We start from the raw sequence: 17,483 nt of genomic DNA, 5'->3' as shown, positions 1-17,483 counted from the left end.
CACTTAAGGGTACAGGCTCCTAAGTTAAGGAAATCATTTGCAAGTAGCGGCAAGAAGCGGATGGGTATAAAAAAAACCGTCCCGACTTACGTCAGGACGGCCGCCCCAATGGGGTTAGGGGCTATCAACCTAAACCTATCCGGGTAATAGCGAAAACGATGCCAAAAAATCCACAACGGTTCAAATCTTTTCTTTTTTTTGTTTTATTGTCCTATTCGTTATTGCGTTAATGTTTGTCATAGTTGGTTACGCGTTATTTTGCCCTTAATAATATACAGCCGGACAATGGCGGCTTTATCGATGACGGTGTCGCCGCCATATGCCGGGTTACTTGCCCGAAGAATGATTTTACCCGTATCTTCATGCTGATGGAGCAGCCTTACGGTAATTAGGCTATTGGCCCTTTCGTCGGTGACAACCAAGTAGGCTTCGCCCCACAGGATGACATCGCGGTTAATGACCTCTTTGACGGCGATGATCTCACCATTGACGAAGCGCGGATTCATGCTGTCGCCATAAACGGGAAGATATGCTGCACAATCGTTGAAAGGGCGGTAGTTCACATAATATTCAGGTGTGCTTTCGCTGAAAATGTCGGGGAGCCCAGCGTGTAGTTGGGTAAGTTTGACATCAAAAAAGGGTACACTTTCCCCAGGATCTATCGGTCGCGGCTGAAACGTCTTCTTGTGGTAAGGCCGCACCTTAAGGACCTTATCGCCTTTGCCGGTATCGAGAAATCCGGGATTGATATTATAGTATTCGATAATGTCCTTTGCCAATCGCTTGCCTAAATTACGCTTGTTGTTTTCGATAGATGAGCCATTGTTGAAGGCTTTCATCAACGGGCTGTAGAATTCCTCCACCGTCATCCCTAAGGCATTCCGGATTTCTTTAAGGCGGGGCCCAATTTTTTCCGATTGTAAATCGATAGATTCCGCGATATTATTCATTTAATCTCGATTTGATATTGAAAATTTATCTAAAGATAGTATCTTCGTGTTGTAAGTATTGTAACTTACAAACTTAATGAAGTTGGCAGGCTATGCAAATAAAAATGATATTGTCAGGGGCGTAAATTCAACCACTATGGAAATCCATCTCAATGACCTCGGTGCCGAGCAACAGCGTACACTGCGTCGATTGGCTAAGGAGCTCACTACGCGTGTGGCCACGGAATTTATCTTTTGTTTCGCGTTACAGCAATATAAAGTACAGCGTACACACTGTTTCGCCTCCGAAACCGCCAGACGATGGTTGAAGGCCGATATCCTATTAATATATAAAGATAGCGAACGACGCGGCCTGCATGAGATTCAACACCAAGCCAATAGTATAGAAGTGGAAGAGCAACAGTATGCGGTTGTGGCAATGGCTCACACGGAGGCGATGCAACACCTAACCGATGGCCATGCGTTCGTCTGCAAAGTGTTCCAGCACGGAGCATTACTTTATAGCCATACCAATTTGCTGCCAAGGAACAAAACGTTTGTGTGCCACGATACACTGTTACAACAAACAAGGGAAGGTTGGCATCGTTGGTTCAACAACAGTTGCCAATTCATGGACTGTGCCAGTTTTTGTTTGATGGAACATAAATTAAATATGGCGGTATTCATGCTGCACCAAACCGTGGAGCAAGCATGTAAGGCCATGCTCAAGGTGATGTTATATATGCGGCCCAATACCCACAACCTGGCATGGATGCTCAAATTGTGTAGTACGTTGGCGCCCGAAATTGCTTCGGTATTTCCACGGGATAATCCCGAAGACAAGGCACTTTTCAATCTGCTCAAAAACAGCTACATGGATAGTCGGTACGCGGCGGGGTTCGCCGTTAATGAGGAAGCGGCTTGGGCACTTTATTATCGTGTATCCACCTTGCTGCGCATCGCGGGCGAGTTATGCAATAAGCGGATAGCAGAGCTCGAAGAGTGGGTAGGGACACCGCGGGCAACCGTTGTTTCCTGATAGGAAGGTAAGACACATATGTTCCATCCGGTACAACGATTTTTTCCCTATCTTATCCCAGGCTCCTCGCCGCATCTTGACCGCACTATTCATCTCGTAAACTGTCCACTGGATTGGCCAGCGCGGCCCTTATCGCTTGCCTGCTCACCGTGGCCAACGTAATCGCTACCGCCGCTAACCCGGCTACCGCAAACATCCACCACTGGATATCGATGTGGAAGGCGAAGTCGTCCAACCAGTTGTTCATACCCCACCATGCAACGGGTGAGACGATGACCACGGACAGAAGTACCAGTAGGACCGACCCGCTTGCAGTTGCGCAATACTACCCACACTTGCGCCCAGCACTTTTCGGATACCGATTTCCTTTACCCGTTGGCGCGCGGTGCAGGTGGAAAGTCCCAACAGGCCCAGACAAGAGATGAAGATGGCTATGCCGGCGAAGAGGTTGAACAGTAAGCCTGCACGCTGATCGGCCCGGTACTTGGCTTCGAACTGCTTGTCGACGAAGTTAAATTTCAATTTATTGCTTGTCAATACGTTACATTTGTGTAATTGACGGTTGGTGTTCGATTCCGAACACCCATTGTTCGTATACGGACAGTTGGGGCAGGTGAAACTTGCAATGTGTATAAATTTAAGTATATTTACACATAAAATATAAAATATGCGTACGAATATTGAATTGGATGACCAGTTGGTCAAACAAGCACTGCAAATCAGTAAGCTGAGAACAAAAAAAGACGTTGTGCATGAAGCCCTGAAACAATACGTCGCCACGTTGAAACGTAAACAGCTATTGTCGTTGCGCGGAAAAGGTACTTGGGAAGGTGATTTGGAGCAGTTGCGAAGTATATGAGAGAACCGCTAATCTTTGATACTTCGGTATGGATTGATTTCTTTAACAAAAAACCTACGCCAGAAGCTCATTTGTTGGAAGCGTACATCCTCGAGGATGGCGAAATATTCATTACCCCGACTATATTGCAAGAAGTTCTACAAGGTATACGCCACGACAATAAATACGAACAGATCAAGGATACGCTTTCCTATTTCAGACTATTGGAAATACCTGGTTATCAAGCGACTACCGGAACGGCCGAGTTGTTCCGGTCACTTCGAAAGCATGGCGTCACCATTCGCAAAAGCAACGATTGCTTAATTGCTTATTATGCCATATGGTATGATGTACCTCTTGTGCATGTCGATCGGGATTTTGATTTAATGGTGGGACATAGCGAATTATCCACATGGTCAGTTCGTCGCTAGCCATTATAGATCAGCCTTGCCCTTTTACGGTTGCAACAACTGTACCCTAAGGTACGATGCATGGGGGCCACCGTGGTAAATGCGGTGCGTGGCTTTGATGAAATCATCGTCCTTGGCCTGGTAAATATCGAGGAACTGCTGCGGATTACGGTCTACCAACGGGAACCACGAATTCTGTACCTGAATCATGATGCGGTGCCCTTTTTTGAAGGTATGCCCCACGTCGGGTAGATTATAACTTACCGAGGTGATTTCGCCGGGTACAAACGGCTCGGGATGCTCAAAACCATTACGGAACTTGCCCCGGAACACCTCGCCACGCACCATCATCTGGTAGCCGCTGAGGTTCTTACCATCATACCCTAGTCCCTCTACTGTGGTGTCTGCTGGATATTCGTCGATCAGTTTCACCACGTAATCGGCGTCGGTGCCTGTGGTCGACACGAACAGGTTGGCAACCAGCGGGCCGGCAAGGGTAATATCCGCTGTGAGCATATCGGATCGGTATACTTGCACATCTGGGCGCCGTGCAGCAAAACGCTGGTCATCCACCATGTACTCGCGCGTACGTTTTTGTTGTACGCCCGCTTGGTACGGCACGGGCGATGCGGGGTCACTCACATACTCGTCGTACCCTTCATTGGCTTCTTTTTCGAAGCCCAAGCTACCGTTTGCATGTAGGTACAACGTACGTTCCACGGTCTGGCGCGGCGGCCAGGTGTCAAAATGTTTCCATTCGTTGCTGCCCGAAATGAAGATGGTCGCATCGGCGGCATCGAAAGTCCCCTTGTCTTTTAAATAATAATTGAAAAACGGCAACTGTAACTGCCGTTGGTACCAAGCGCTCGTGGGCTTATTGAACCGGATGTCGCCAAAGAAATTACCGGTACTGCGTACCCATCCTCCATGGAACCACGGCCCCATTACCAAATAATTCGCGGCATCCGGGTTATTGGCCTCGATGGTCTTATACACCTCGAACGGACCAAAGGCATCTTCGGCGTCGAAGAAGCCACCCACGGTCATTACCGCTGGCTTCACGTCAGTAAGGTGTCGGGCAATTTCCCGCGCCCGCCAAAACGTATCGAGCGTGCCATGCTGCATAAGATCGTTCCAGAACCCAATGCTATCGCCGAAATAGCGCTCTTTTATATGCGGCAACGCGCCAAGCTCCAGAAAAAACCGGTAATTGTCCTGATAGTCAAACGACACGCCGCCATGGAACTGGTCGGGAGTCAACGGTACGGGTCTCGGTACGCCGAAACGGCTATAGAAATTAAAAGCATCCATCAAGAAGAATGCGCCGTTGTGGTGGAAGTCATCGCCCCGGAACCAATCGGTAACGGGCGCCTGCGGGGATGCCGCCTTCAACGCCGGATGTGCGCCGGGCAGTGCCGCAGTTGCATAGAAGCCCGGGTACGAAATGCCGTAGATGCCCGCACGGCCGTTGTTGTTCGGGATGTTTTTGAGCAGCCAGTCGATGGTATCATAGGTATCGCTACTTTCGTCAATATCCTTACGGCTGTTTTTCTGGGTTACATGGGGCCGGATATCTTCATACGTCCCTTCGCTCATCCATTTTCCACGCACGTCCTGGTAAACGAAAATGTATCCTTCGCGCGCAAACGCCGAGTCAGGGCCAAGGGTTGTTTTAAACTTGTCTTTGCCATATGGTGCCACGGTATAGGGGGTGCGGCTGATTAAAAACGGATACGGCTGGTTATGATCCTTCGGGATGTAAATCGATGTGAAGAGTTTTACGCCGTCGCGCATGGGGATGTACCGTTCAACCTTGGTGTAATGATGGCGGATATAATCGGCCTCTGTCGACTGGGCCACGGCGGCAGCACTATACAGTACAGCCGCCAAGACGAGAAGTATCAATTTGCGCATAAGACAGGTTTTTTACAAACTTAGTGATGTTGGCTTTTCTTCACAAGTATTTTTTCACAGAAACTGCCCTTTTGCACTGCCTTAATTTTTGCGTACTTTTAGCGCTCATTTTGACTGACGCTACATGAGCACAACAACGACGATTTCCTTGCAGGGTATGGTGTATGAAAAATACGCGGCGCTTTATGGCGCTACGCCGTTACTGGTCTGGTCGCCGGGCCGCGTGAACCTTATTGGTGAACATACGGACTACAACCGAGGGTTGGTGTTGCCTGCAGCGATAGATAAGCACATCATCGTGGCTATCGGTAAGCGCGCGGATAGTGCCATCCAGCTATACGCACTGGACCAGGGTGAGTCTTTCCAGGCGAACTTGGGTGCGCTGGGGCGCTCACCGCTACTGTGGCCAGACTATATCATGGGGGTCGTCCAGCAATTGCAGCGGCAGGACCACCATTTAGGAGGCTTCAACTTGGTTTTCGGTGGCGATATTCCACAAGGGGCAGGCCTCTCGTCTTCTGCGGCATTAGAATGCGCTACGGCATTTGCATTGAATGAGTTGTTTCACCTTGGCTTGTCCCGTCTGGATATTGCGCTTTCGGCGCAGAAAGCCGAAAATGAATTTGTGGGTGTAAAATGTGGGTTAATGGATCAATTTGCCAGCGTTTTCGGACAGGAACAACGGCTCATCAAGCTTGATTGTGCCGATTTTTCCTACGAATATATTCCATTCAACAACCCCGACCTGTGCATCGTGTTGTTTGATACCCAAGTGAAACATTCGCTGGCATCGTCGGCTTACAACGAACGCCGCGAACAATGCGAGCGTGGGGTGGCATTGATTCAGCGGCACCATCCGCATGTTAAAAGCTTGAGGGATGCAACCATTCGGCAGCTGGATGAACATGTGAAGCCGGCGGATGCCACCGTGTATAACCGTTGCCATTATGTCGTTTCGGAAATAAAACGCCTGCAAGACGGGTGCGACGACCTGAAAAAAGACGACTTCGCCACATTCGGCAAACGCATGTTTGAAACACACGATGGGCTCCAGCACTTATATGAAGTAAGTTGCCACGAGCTGGACATCCTGGTAGACCTGGTGCGCAATAATGATGCCGTGCTCGGCGCCCGCATGATGGGCGGTGGGTTCGGGGGCTGCACCATCAATTTGGTGAAGGTAGACCAGGTACAACGCGTGGTAGACACCGTTACTGCTGCTTACCATGAAAAAACAGGCCGGGATACGCAGGCATATATTGCCCATATTTCCGCCGGTACGGACGTGATTTTGAATGAGGATTAACTTAGTATACCCGATGATGATACCTTACAAGCTACCCGAGGAAGACCGATTCGAGCACCACATTGCAGGCAAACCCACCCACCTCGTCAGGTTGGAAAACAACCGCGGGATGGCCGTGGCCCTTTCCGACTACGGAGCCCGGGTTGTAGGGCTTCTCGTGCCCGATAAAGCGGGTAATCCCACGGACGTGGTGCTGGGGTTCGATAGCATACAGGGGTACCTCGCTGCCGATGAGATTTATCATGGGGTAACCGCGGGGCGATTCGCAAATCGCATCGCCAATGGCCGTTTTACCATTGAAGGCGAAACGTTCAGCATCCCGCCCAACAATGGCCCGAATGCTTTGCATGGGGGGGCTGGCGGTTTCCATACCCGGGTATGGGATCGACGTTTGGTTTATCACGAAAAGGTAGATTTCTATTACGTAGCTGCTGATGGTGAAGCGGGTTTCCCGGGCCGGCTTTCCGTGATGGTGAAGTATCGCCTTACCGACCATAATGAACTGGTCATCACCTATCGGGCCGAAACAGATAAGCCTACCGTGATCAACCTCACCAACCATGCATTCTTCAACCTCAACGGTGAGGGAAATGGAAACGTACTGGATCACATGCTATCCATCGCGGCCGATAAGTACCTACCTTGCGATGAATACCAGATACCAACGGGCGAATGGGCTGAGGTGGCGGGCACACCTTTTGACTTTACCACTGCCAAGCCGATTGGGAAGGACATTAACGTGGCTGACGAACAGTTGCGGATTGGCCATGGTTACGACCATAATTACATATTACGCCCGGCAACGGTGGCTGCCGGGGCCTCAATAGCGACCGTGGTGTCTCCCCTTACCGGCATTCGAATGGATGTGCATACTACCGAGCCCGGCGTACAGCTTTATACAGGTAATTTCCTGACAGGCAAAGACGTAGGGAAACAGGGTGAGCCGTATGCCAAGCACGGAGCATTCTGCCTCGAAACCCAGCACTTCCCCGATGCACCCAATCAACCGGAATTCCCGAGTACGTTGCTGCAACCGGGTCAGGTATTCCAGTCGGAAACAAGGTATCGGTTTTCGGTCATGAAATAGATCATCTTGAAGTAAATCGGGCGATTATCCCGCAACCAGGGCGTTTAATGCGCCGCGCACGCGGTCGAAACCGAAACGCTTCACCATGTGATCAAATGCCTGCCGAATTTCTGTGGTGCACAGGTTGCCTATGCTGCCTTCGTGGGTGTGGTTTACAACTTTCTGTGGGTTGAAGGTGCCATCCTCAATCGCCAGGCCGATGTTGCGGTACGCTTCGCGGAATGGGACACCCCTGAGCACCTCTTCATTAACTACCTCCACGCTGAATAAATAGTCGTACTTGGGATCATCGAGTATGTTCTTTTTGATTTCGATGTGTTCAAGCATAAACGTGGTGATTTCCAAGCATTCATTGAGCGATTGGAAGGCGGGAAACAGGTTCTCCTTGAGCAACTGTAAGTCGCGGTGGTAACCCGAAGGCAGGTTGGTCGTCATCAGTGCAATCTCATTCGGCAGTGCTTGTATCTTGTTGCACCGTCCGCGTACCAACTCAAACACGTCTGGATTTTTCTTGTGCGGCATGATGCTAGACCCCGTGGTGAGGTGGTCTGGAAACGAAATAAACCCGAAATTCTGATTGATATAGAGGCACACGTCCATGGCAAATTTAGCGAGTGTGGCAGCGATAGCACTCATCCCCTGCGCGAGGATACGCTCGGTTTTCCCCCTGCCCATCTGTGCGTATACCACATTATAGTTGAGGTCGTCGAATCCAAGTAGGTCGGTCGTCATCCGGCGGTCGAGGGGAAATGACGAGCCATAACCGGCGGCAGATCCCAATGGGTTTTTGTTGCATACGGTCCAAGCGGCGTGCAGCAATGCAAGGTCGTCTACCAAACTTTCGGCATACGCGCCAAACCAGAGCCCGAATGAAGATGGCATGGCAATCTGCAGATGTGTGTAACCGGGCAATAACACGGTCTTATGGGCTTCGCTTAACATGGTAAGCCTATCGAACAGGGCTTGCGTATGTTTAACAAGCGTTTCTATTTCCGTACGGAAGTACAGCTTCAAGTCCACAAGCACCTGGTCATTGCGCGAACGGCCGCTGTGGATTTTTTTGCCCGCATCGCCAACACGTTGGGTAAGCAGCAACTCCACCTGCGAATGGACATCTTCCACACCGTCGTCTATCGTAAATGTCCCCGAAGCAACCTCCCCATACAACTCCCGCAGGCCAGCCTGAACAGCAGCAAGGTCCGGACTATCCAGCAAGCCGATGCTGTGCAGCATACGTGTGTGGGCCAGCGAACCCAAAATATCGGCCGCAGCAAGTTTTAAGTCCAGCTCGCGGTCATTGCCTACGGTAAAGCGGTCCACAAAGGCGTTCACGTCCGTATTTTTTTGCCAAATCTTCATCTGTTAGCTAAAATCTAAATTCAACGCCAAACTTAGCAAAATGCTCTGTATTCATATGCATGGTGGTGGTAATTTCATCGTGTACCAACATCCGGTGGTTCCTTGGTAGGGCATGCATGCCTCCGAAATACACGGAAACACCCGGTTGGATTTTTGCAGTGAGTGTTTACTCACTTATTTTTAAAAAAAAGCTTTGCAGGTATCGTTTATATTGTTACGTTTGTAACCAACAAAGGGGAAAATGGTTTGATTCAAACGCCTTTAGCCTTGATTACATAAGGTGAGTGAATCATGAATTACTCGATATTGTAAACATAAATTAGTGGTAGACATCCGGGTCTTAAAACTGGAGAAACACGCTAACTGATTATAAACCTATTTTTTTGATGTTTAATTTTAAGCAAAAGAGACGGCGCTAAGGTGAGGGATTTGGCGTCGTTTTTTTGCTTCAATCAATCCCTGCGCGTAGCCATCCGGCGCCTTACCTTACTTAAGAATTCGGGGGTCATTCCGAGGTATGATGCAATATAATGCTGCGGCACCCGCAAAGCAATTTTGGGATATTGCTTAATGAACTCGACATACCGCTCTTCGGCGGTTTTGGCAATGGTGCGGATAAGTCTACGCTCCACGGCCGACAGGTGGCGCTGGATCATCAGGCGGAATACACGTTCAAATTGGGGTACACGGGCCAGCAGCTCCTCCTTGCTGGTAGGGTTGAGCGTGAGCAGCTCACTGTCCTCAATCGTTTCGATGTAAAGCAGTGAGGGTGTGCGGTCATGGAAACTGCCGATGTCACTCACCCACCAATCTTCCACGGAAAACTGCAAGATGACCTCGCTGCCGTTTTCATCGATATAAAAGGTACGCAGGCAGCCACTGGCGATGTACGCCTCGAAATTGCAAATTTCGCCTTCGCGTAGCAGGAGCTGCTTTTTCTTGATCGACTTGGGTTTGAGCAGGTCGTTGAATACCGCCATGTCTTCGGGCGAAAAGACGCCGCAGCGATTGACGTAGTCATTGATGGTGGTGAACATAACCTTAAAACCCCACGCTTTTCAATCGAAGTCCGGCGGTTTCGTCCAAACCCGTTATGAGGTTCATGTTCTGCACGGCCTGGCCACTGGCGCCCTTGAGCAGGTTGTCTACAATACTGGTGATAAGTAGTTTGCCGCCATGTTTTTCGACCTGCAAAATGCATTTGTTTGTATTAACCACCTGTTTGAGGTCGATGTTGGTGTCGCTAATGTGCGTAAAAGGATGTTCCGCATAGTATGCGCGATAATGCGCACGCGCATCGTCTTCACTAAGATGGCAATCCAAATAAATCGCCGATAGGATGCCCCGTGGGAAATTGCCACGCTGGGGGATGATGTTGATGCGCTGCATGGCCCGCTGTAACAGGGGTTCATCCCCGCCGGGGAGGAAGCCGGGTTGCAGCTGCGTCAGCGATTCGCTAATCTCCTGAAGGTGTTGGTGCGAAAAGGCCTTATAGATCGACAGGTTGCCGCTGCGCCAGCTGAAGTGGGAAGTGGCCGTTGGCCGTTGGCCCGCGCCCGTTGATCCCGTGGTGGCATTGATATGGATTTCCTCCGTGAGGAGGCCCGCTGTCGCCAGCGGAAGCAGGGCCAATTGGATACCCGTGGCAAAACAGCCCGGATTGGCAATATACTGGGCCTGCCGGATGGCTTCGCGCTGTAATTCGGGCAGCCCGTAGATGAACGATTGCCCTTGGTACGCCCTGTTGGCGCTCAGCCGGTAGTCTTGCGAAAGGTCGATGATTTTAACATGCGGGGCAATGGTGTTGGCCTCTAGGAATTTTCGCGAGTCGCCGTGGCCCACGCAAAGAAACAATACATCAATGTCGTCATGGTGATTCTCGGAAAACCGCAGGTCGGTATCGCCGAGCAAATCGCTATGCACGTCAGATACCCTGTTGCCCGCATTGCTGCCGCTATGGGCAAACACAATGTCCACATGTGGATGGTGGATGAGTATCCGCAATAATTCACCCCCGGTATAACCCGCCGAGCCGATAATGCCTATTTTAATTTTATCCATCTACCTACCTCCATTCACTTTATGCCAGATGGATACCTGGTTGCCGAATATCTTGGAGAAACCTTTCACATCATCCCCGCTCCAGGTGTTGTTCATCTCGCCGTAGCTGCCGAATGCGTTAGACATCAGGTCGTGCGTCGACTCGATGCCGATGACGGTGAACCGGTAGGGGTGCAGCTCGACGAAGACTTCGCCCGACACGGTCTGCTGCGCGTTTTGCAGGAAGGCTTCGATATCGCGCATGACGGGGTCGTGCATTTGTCCTTCGTGCATCCAATTGCCATAGAAAGCGGCCAACTGATCTTTCCAACTCAATTGCCATTTCGTTAGCGTATGCTTCTCGAGCGTGTGGTGCGCTTTGATGATGATAAGGGGCGCCGCCGCTTCAAAGCCGACGCGACCTTTAATGCCGATGATGGTATCGCCCACATGGATATCACGGCCAATACCATAGGGTTGTGCAATCGCTTGCAGCGCTTGGATAACCTTCACCGGACCAAGCCGATTGCCATCCAATGCCACCGGCTCGCCATTTTCAAAGGTTAGGGTAATGCGGCGCGGTTCCGTTGCTGTCACTGGCGTCGGCCAGGCATCTTCCGGCAGTGTTTCGTGCGAGGTGAGCGTTTCCTTTCCGCCCACCGACGTACCCCATATGCCCTTGTTGATCGAATACTTGGCCTTTTCCGCATTGAATTCAACGCCATGTTTGTGAAGGTACTCGATTTCTTCCTCACGGCTCAATTTAAGGTCGCGGATGGGGGTGATGATCTCCACATCGGGGATGATCGTGTTGAAGATCATGTCGAACCGTACCTGGTCGTTGCCGGCGCCGGTACTGCCATGTGCCACATATTCTGCGCCGATTTTCTTGGCATAATTCGCAATGGCTGTTGCTTGGCTTACCCGTTCTGCACTGACCGATAGGGGGTAGGTAGCGTTTTTCAGCACATTGCCAAAAATGAGGTATTTGATGCTACTGTCGTAATAGTTTTCCGTTTCATCCACCACGGCATGCGACTTGACACCCAATGCATAAGCGCGTTTTTCGATTTGCGCAAGTTCTTCTGCGGAAAAACCACCGGTGTTGACAATCACCGAATGGACTTCCAGTCCGCGGTCTCTTGAGAGGTAAATACAGCAAAACGAGGTGTCTAACCCACCACTAAACGCTAATACGACTTTCTTCATTTATCTATTTGGTTTCAATTACTTAATTTATACCGTCTTCGGATGCCGGGCAATAAACGCCGTTACCATTTTCTTGGTAGACTTCCACAGCTTCGCTTCAATCCTTTTCAGCAACGACGATTTTTTCGTGATCTGTTTCAGCCGTTCTTTGGCTTTGGCTTTCATTTCAATCCGTTCCCGGAGCTCCTTTTCTTTTTCCACCGGGTCCCAGAGCATCGCTGTGCACATGCAATTTTTGCGCTGCTTCATGGTCAGGATGTCATAGTTAACACAACTTTGGCAACCCTTCCAGAACTCCTCATCTTGGGTAAGCTCCGCATAAGTTACGGGTTCATAGCCCAAATCGGAATTGATTTTCATCACGGCCAAGCCCGTGGTGAGACCGAATATCTTCGCTTTGGGGTATTTTTCCCTGGAGAGCTCGAAGATACGTTTTTTTATGGCCTTGGCCAAGCCGACCTTCCGGAATTCCGGATTGACCACCAAGCCGGAGTTGGCCACAAAGTCGCCATGGCTCCAGGTTTCGATGTAGCAAAACCCCGCCCACGCCTTGTCGGCTTTGCGCAGTGCAATAACCGCTTTGCCCTCTCGCATTTTGTTGGCTACATACTCCGGGCTGCGCCGGGCGATACCCGTTCCGCGGGCTTTGGCAGATTCTGCCATTTCGTCGCATATCTGCTGGGCGTAATCGACATACGCTTCGGTAGCTGGGATGATATTAAAGTCTGAAAGTTCCATTGGAATAACGACCCCGAAAATTGAAAACAAACAACCTGAGTTGTGTTCTATGGTTTAAATAACTTAACAATAACACGGATTGATCTGTACGGATGGACTTCTTATCGTACATTTATCGGAGAGGTATGCCCCTTATTAAGCCCGGGGCAATATGGGTCGTCGGAACCGGAGGACCGGCCTTTCGGCTGTTGACAGTTCACAAAAAAAGCACATCGTGCGATGCTGGAAGCAAGGCACGGCAGATAGAGCTATCATATTTTTTGTGTTCATCCTATTCGTATACAGCGTCGTGCTGCAATTAAGGTGCCAAATATAATGAAAATATTTTTAATTATTTGTCGTATTTTTTGTGTTTTTGTTTTTCCGTCCGTGTCCTGTTTCGCACCGGAAGAACGAAAACGCAAAAATACAGCGAAACAAAAAACAAATTTACGACCTTTGCCACATGACAGGGACGAGCTGGTTTTTTATCTTGATTTTTGCGATACCTCTCATCGCCTTCCTTTTTTGGTTGATGAAGCAAGACCGCCGAAAGGGGATTTGGGGTATTATTATCGTGGTGCTGCTCGTTATCGGCGCGGTAGCAGCTTCTATCCGGGCGAGCAAAAATGCCGTCCAGAATTTCGAGGAGCGGAAAAAAGAAGCACAGGAAAACAGTACGTCGGCGGTTAGCCCGTGACGGGCCATTAAACCTTTTGCTCCAATCATCATCAAAAGAACGATACACTAAAGCACCCATCAATAATTTAACTAAGTTTGCCCCACACACTAAAATAAGCACACAATATGGCGTTTTCAAAATTGCGCAGCGCACTTCTCCTCATCCTGTTCCCTATCGTTTCTTTCGGACAGACAAAAGATACCCCACCGGCAAACTGGTTCAATCTCGATTATGAACGCGACGGCGTGATGGGCATAAGTACGGAAAAGGCCTATGAGGAACTGCTTAAGGGTAAGAAAAGCACCACCGTGGTGGTAGCCGTAATCGATGGGGGTGTAGACGTGAACCACGAGGACCTGAAAGATGTCATCTGGATCAACGAGAAAGACAGTGCCGCCACCGGCACGGATGAAGATGGCAATGGCTATATAAATGATAAGTTCGGCTGGAATTTCATTGGCAACGCCAATGGCGAGAATGTCCACTACGATAACCTGGAAGTGACACGCCTTATCAGGGATCTCGAACCCAAATACGTTTCGGTATTGCCCAGTACACCGATGGACGGGGAAGAGCGTCGGGAATTTGCCGAATACCAGAAAATGGTAACCTATTATGCGAATAAAACGCAGGAGGCCCACCTCGGCCAAGCGAGCTATACCGGCCTAAAGCGTATGGTAGATACGATGGTAGCACGGATCGGGAAAGAGAAGCCAGCGCTGGCCGATTTCGAAAATTACAAGGCTGAAGGCGATCTCGAAAAAATGGCCTTGCGGATTGTCAAGAAAGAATTGAAAGACGAACCGGACTTCAGTATTTTCTACACGGACCTGGAGGATGGTGTGGAGCATTTTAACAACCAGGTCAATTACCACCTCAACAAAGCGTTTGATCCGCGGCATATTGTAGGAGATGATTACGAAAACAGCCACGAGCGCTACTATGGCAATGCCGATGTAACCGGACCCGATGCCGAGCACGGCACCCACGTGGCGGGTATTATCGGTGCCGTACGTTCCAACGATACCGGTATCAAGGGCGTGGCAGACAATGTGCGCATCATGGTACTGCGCACGGTGCCCAACGGGGATGAGCGGGATAAAGATGTGGCCAACTCCATCCGTTATGCGGTGGAGAATGGGGCGAAAGTGATTAACATGAGTTTCGGCAAGGCATTCGTAAAGGACAAACAGGCTGTTGACGATGCCGTACGATTTGCCATCGAGAACGATGTGCTCCTTATCCATGCCGCCGGGAACGAGGGCCAGGATAATGATGCCAACCCAAATTTCCCCAACCGGAACTTCGTCGATAGCTTGGGGATCAACAAAGGCGAGGCGACCGCATGGATAGAAGTGGGCGCGTCGCAATGGAATAACGACAGCGAACTCGTCGCGTCGTTTTCGAACTATGGGCGGCGGTCGGTGGATGTGTTCGCCCCGGGCGTGAAGATCCATTCCACCATGCCGGGGTCTACTTACAAAGACCAACAAGGTACTAGCATGGCGTCTCCCGTTGTTGCCGGCCTCGCTGCGCTGATACGCTCTTATTACCCGCAACTGCCCGCCGTAGAAGTGAAGCGCATCATCATGCAGTCCGTTACACGGGTAGACCAACGAGTGAAAGTGGCGGGCCCCGATGGGCGCAATATGCGGGTATCCATGAATGATATCTGTGTAACCGGTGGCATTGTCAACGCATACCGTGCGGTGCAGCTAGCGGAGCAAGCGGTTGAAGGGCGGAAGAAAAAATAAATGCGTACGTTCGATTAAGCATACTAATTCGTTGGTAGTGGCGTTATATACCATATAACTAATATGCTTATGACAGAAACGTATACACGCGCCATCCCCCAACGTGAGGTCACCAAGAAATTGCAAAACGATGTTATCCGGTTGGATGCCGATGACCAATTGTTTTACGACATGCTTAAAAGTGAACTGGACGCGTTGCTCCGGCAGCCGCAAGCTGGAACCATCAGTAAGATCAGGTCGTATTCCCGTACCCAGCGCGCGTCATTGATGTAAGAGGGGAACTACCAACATGCTTAAAAAAGAACGCTACCAGGCTTTTGTGGCGTATTTCTCTACGCACAATCCAGATGCCCAAACGGAATTGAATTACCGGAATCCGTACGAGTTGCTGGTGGCGGTTATTTTGTCTGCACAGTGTACGGATAAACGAATCAATCAAGTGACCCCGGCATTGTTCGAGCGGTTTCCCGAAGCGGAAAGCCTTGCCGCAAGCCACCCAGATGAGGTTTTTACATATATACGCAGCGTAAGTTATCCGAATAACAAGGCCAAGCATTTGGTGGGCATGGCCAAAAAGCTGGTTGGCGAATTCGGCGGTGTGGTGCCCCAATCCGTAGAAGACCTCCAAAAACTACCGGGTGTGGGTCGCAAGACCGCAAACGTCATTGCTTCCGTGGTATACAATGCGCCGGCCATTGCGGTGGATACACATGTGTTCCGGGTAGCTAACCGAATTGGTTTGACCGATCGGGCGAAAACACCCCTGGCTGTCGAGAAGCAGTTAGTGAAATATTTACCGGAAGAAACCTTGGCGATTGCCCACCATTGGTTAATTTTACACGGCAGGTATATCTGTGTGGCCCGGAAACCCAAATGCGAGCAATGCCCGATCACGTGGATGTGCAGGTATTACGAGAAAGTGGTTGGGCCGAAGTTGGGGATAGGGAATGTAAAAACGAAAAAAATTAGTAAATAAAAATAAAATAAGTTACCTTTGATGGATAAATTACTAATAAAATGAGTAGCCAAGAAAAACTGAAAGCCCTGCAGCTGACATTGGATAAGCTGGAAAAGTCATACGGGAAAGGTGCCGTGATGAAGTTAGGAGATTCGGCGGTGGAGCCAATTGACTCGATATCAACAGGGTCGATCGGCCTGGACATCGCGTTGGGAATCGGCGGGGTACCCAAAGGCCGGGTTATCGAAATATATGGTCCGGAATCGTCGGGTAAAACCACCCTAGCCACGCACATCATCGCCGAAGCGCAGAAAAAGGGCGGAATTGCGGCTATCGTCGACGCGGAGCATGCATTCGATAAATATTATGCACGTAAACTTGGTGTGGATATCGATAATCTGTTGATTGCACAGCCCGATAATGGGGAGCAAGCATTGGAAATTGCCGATAACCTGATCCGCTCCGGCGCAATCGATGTGATCGTTATCGACTCGGTGGCAGCCTTGGTTCCCAAAGGGGAGATCGAAGGCGAGATGGGAGATTCGAAGATGGGATTGCAAGCCCGGCTGATGTCACAAGCGTTACGCAAGCTTACCGGCACCATCTCCAAAACCAATTGCTGCTGTATCTTCATCAACCAGTTGCGGGAGAAGATTGGAGTTATGTTCGGTAATCCAGAGACCACCACGGGAGGTAACGCCCTTAAGTTTTATGCTTCCGTTCGCCTTGATATCCGCCGCATGGCACAAATCAAGGATTCGGACGAAGTGGCAGGAAACCGAGTGAAGGTGAAGATTGTGAAGAACAAAGTGGCACCACCTTTCCGCATCGCTGAGTTTGATATCATGTTCGGCGAGGGGATTTCCAAAGCGGGCGAAATCATTGACCTGGGTGTCGATTTCAATATCATCAAGAAGTCCGGTTCCTGGTTCAGCTATGGCGATACCAAGCTCGGTCAAGGGCGTGATGCGGTGAAAGCACTGCTATTGGACAACCCTGATTTGATGGACGAATTGGAAACCAAAATAAAGGCAGAGGTAACTGCTGAGAAACTGGAAGAGCTGTAAATGCCGGTTTTCAGAGCGCTTGCACTCATTTAACAAAAATTTAACACTTGCCCTGCCCTTTCGGCACGGAAGTTGATTAACTAGTAATGTAAAATTGTCTTTTCATAATTTAGGTTTATAATTGGTTAGTTAGAAGGCCCTGATTCTCCCCGTTTCAGGGCCTTTCTTTTATGC

At 49.9% G+C, this 17,483-nt stretch carries 19 protein-coding genes; 10 read left to right on the top strand and 9 right to left on the bottom strand.

Features of this window, described 5'->3' with window-relative positions:
- Nucleotides 1–236 precede the first annotated feature (236 nt).
- Nucleotides 237–950 (bottom strand): LexA family transcriptional regulator, encoded by a 714-nt coding sequence (locus tag ACO1NT_RS02060; protein ID WP_449046735.1) that lies wholly within the window; start codon nucleotides 948–950, stop codon nucleotides 237–239.
- 136 nt (nucleotides 951–1,086) lie between these two features.
- Here ACO1NT_RS02060 and ACO1NT_RS02055 point away from each other — a divergent pair, with 136 nt between their 5' ends.
- A complete protein-coding gene (locus ACO1NT_RS02055) occupies nucleotides 1,087–1,968 on the top strand; it encodes a HEPN domain-containing protein (protein WP_449046734.1) in 882 nt (293 codons plus the stop codon).
- Nucleotides 1,969–2,053: 85 nt separating this feature from the next.
- Here ACO1NT_RS02055 and ACO1NT_RS02050 read toward each other — a convergent pair whose 3' ends face one another.
- Both ACO1NT_RS02050 and ACO1NT_RS02045 read right to left on the bottom strand, forming a co-directional pair.
- Nucleotides 2,054–2,215, bottom strand: a complete 162-nt coding sequence (locus ACO1NT_RS02050) for an ABC transporter permease (RefSeq protein WP_449046733.1) — start codon at nucleotides 2,213–2,215, stop codon at nucleotides 2,054–2,056.
- Nucleotides 2,212–2,505, bottom strand: a complete 294-nt coding sequence (locus ACO1NT_RS02045) for an ABC transporter permease (RefSeq protein WP_449046732.1) — start codon at nucleotides 2,503–2,505, stop codon at nucleotides 2,212–2,214. Before ACO1NT_RS02045 ends, ACO1NT_RS02050 begins: the two co-directional genes overlap by 4 nt.
- A 130-nt stretch (nucleotides 2,506–2,635) precedes the next feature.
- Between ACO1NT_RS02045 and ACO1NT_RS02040 the strand changes: the two genes are divergently transcribed.
- Together ACO1NT_RS02040 and vapC are read left to right on the top strand one after the other, a co-directional pair.
- Nucleotides 2,636–2,827: a type II toxin-antitoxin system VapB family antitoxin gene (locus tag ACO1NT_RS02040; RefSeq protein WP_449046731.1), complete on the top strand. Its 192-nt coding sequence runs from the start codon at nucleotides 2,636–2,638 to the stop codon at nucleotides 2,825–2,827.
- Nucleotides 2,824–3,237, top strand: a complete 414-nt coding sequence (vapC, locus tag ACO1NT_RS02035) for a type II toxin-antitoxin system VapC family toxin (RefSeq protein ID WP_449046730.1) — start codon at nucleotides 2,824–2,826, stop codon at nucleotides 3,235–3,237. Before ACO1NT_RS02040 ends, vapC begins: the two co-directional genes overlap by 4 nt.
- Nucleotides 3,238–3,261: 24 nt before the next feature.
- On the opposite strand, the gene ACO1NT_RS02030 is transcribed toward vapC, so the two are convergent.
- The gene (locus ACO1NT_RS02030) at nucleotides 3,262–5,130 is read right to left on the bottom strand and encodes a CocE/NonD family hydrolase (RefSeq protein WP_449046729.1); all 1,869 of its coding nucleotides are present in this window, start codon (nucleotides 5,128–5,130) and stop codon (nucleotides 3,262–3,264) included.
- 124 nt (nucleotides 5,131–5,254) lie between these two features.
- Between ACO1NT_RS02030 and galK the strand changes: the two genes are divergently transcribed.
- Together galK and ACO1NT_RS02020 are read left to right on the top strand one after the other, a co-directional pair.
- Nucleotides 5,255–6,436 (top strand): galactokinase, encoded by a 1,182-nt coding sequence (galK, locus tag ACO1NT_RS02025; RefSeq protein WP_449046728.1) that lies wholly within the window; start codon nucleotides 5,255–5,257, stop codon nucleotides 6,434–6,436.
- A 13-nt stretch (nucleotides 6,437–6,449) separates the two neighbouring features.
- Nucleotides 6,450–7,523: an aldose epimerase family protein gene (locus tag ACO1NT_RS02020; RefSeq protein WP_449046727.1), complete on the top strand. Its 1,074-nt coding sequence runs from the start codon at nucleotides 6,450–6,452 to the stop codon at nucleotides 7,521–7,523.
- A gap of 24 nt (nucleotides 7,524–7,547) precedes the next feature.
- On the opposite strand, the gene argH is transcribed toward ACO1NT_RS02020, so the two are convergent.
- From argH to ACO1NT_RS01995, 5 genes are all read right to left on the bottom strand, one after another.
- The gene (gene argH, locus ACO1NT_RS02015; protein ID WP_449046726.1) at nucleotides 7,548–8,882 is read right to left on the bottom strand and encodes an argininosuccinate lyase; all 1,335 of its coding nucleotides are present in this window, start codon (nucleotides 8,880–8,882) and stop codon (nucleotides 7,548–7,550) included.
- A gap of 452 nt (nucleotides 8,883–9,334) precedes the next feature.
- Nucleotides 9,335–9,919, bottom strand: coding sequence for a Crp/Fnr family transcriptional regulator (locus tag ACO1NT_RS02010; RefSeq protein WP_449046724.1), 585 nt, complete (start codon nucleotides 9,917–9,919; stop codon nucleotides 9,335–9,337).
- Between the two features lie 4 nt (nucleotides 9,920–9,923).
- Nucleotides 9,924–10,943 (bottom strand): N-acetyl-gamma-glutamyl-phosphate reductase, encoded by a 1,020-nt coding sequence (argC, locus tag ACO1NT_RS02005; protein WP_449046722.1) that lies wholly within the window; start codon nucleotides 10,941–10,943, stop codon nucleotides 9,924–9,926.
- Nucleotides 10,944–12,131, bottom strand: a complete 1,188-nt coding sequence (gene argG, locus ACO1NT_RS02000; RefSeq protein ID WP_449046720.1) for an argininosuccinate synthase — start codon at nucleotides 12,129–12,131, stop codon at nucleotides 10,944–10,946. It lies immediately after the preceding gene.
- Between the two features lie 27 nt (nucleotides 12,132–12,158).
- Nucleotides 12,159–12,869 (bottom strand): GNAT family N-acetyltransferase, encoded by a 711-nt coding sequence (locus ACO1NT_RS01995; RefSeq protein WP_449046718.1) that lies wholly within the window; start codon nucleotides 12,867–12,869, stop codon nucleotides 12,159–12,161.
- Nucleotides 12,870–13,314: 445 nt separating this feature from the next.
- Here ACO1NT_RS01995 and ACO1NT_RS01990 point away from each other — a divergent pair, with 445 nt between their 5' ends.
- The 5 genes from ACO1NT_RS01990 (at nucleotide 13,315) to recA (ending at nucleotide 17,309) form a co-directional block, all read left to right on the top strand.
- Nucleotides 13,315–13,548 carry a hypothetical protein gene (locus tag ACO1NT_RS01990; RefSeq protein WP_449046716.1) on the top strand — a complete coding sequence of 78 codons (234 nt, stop codon included), beginning with the start codon at nucleotides 13,315–13,317 and terminating at the stop codon, nucleotides 13,546–13,548.
- 107 nt (nucleotides 13,549–13,655) lie between these two features.
- Complete coding sequence (locus ACO1NT_RS01985) at nucleotides 13,656–15,284, top strand: S8 family peptidase (protein WP_449046714.1); 1,629 nt, start codon at nucleotides 13,656–13,658, stop codon at nucleotides 15,282–15,284.
- 69 nt (nucleotides 15,285–15,353) lie between these two features.
- The gene (locus tag ACO1NT_RS01980) at nucleotides 15,354–15,557 is read left to right on the top strand and encodes a hypothetical protein (protein ID WP_449046712.1); all 204 of its coding nucleotides are present in this window, start codon (nucleotides 15,354–15,356) and stop codon (nucleotides 15,555–15,557) included.
- A gap of 16 nt (nucleotides 15,558–15,573) precedes the next feature.
- A complete protein-coding gene (gene nth, locus ACO1NT_RS01975; protein WP_449046710.1) occupies nucleotides 15,574–16,260 on the top strand; it encodes an endonuclease III in 687 nt (228 codons plus the stop codon).
- A gap of 41 nt (nucleotides 16,261–16,301) precedes the next feature.
- Nucleotides 16,302–17,309: a recombinase RecA gene (gene recA, locus ACO1NT_RS01970; protein WP_449046708.1), complete on the top strand. Its 1,008-nt coding sequence runs from the start codon at nucleotides 16,302–16,304 to the stop codon at nucleotides 17,307–17,309.
- Nucleotides 17,310–17,483 lie beyond the last annotated feature (174 nt).

This window comes from Parapedobacter sp. (assembly GCF_053550995.1).
Note: the sequence above shows the minus strand (reverse complement) of the source record. Positions and strands in the feature narration are given on the sequence as shown.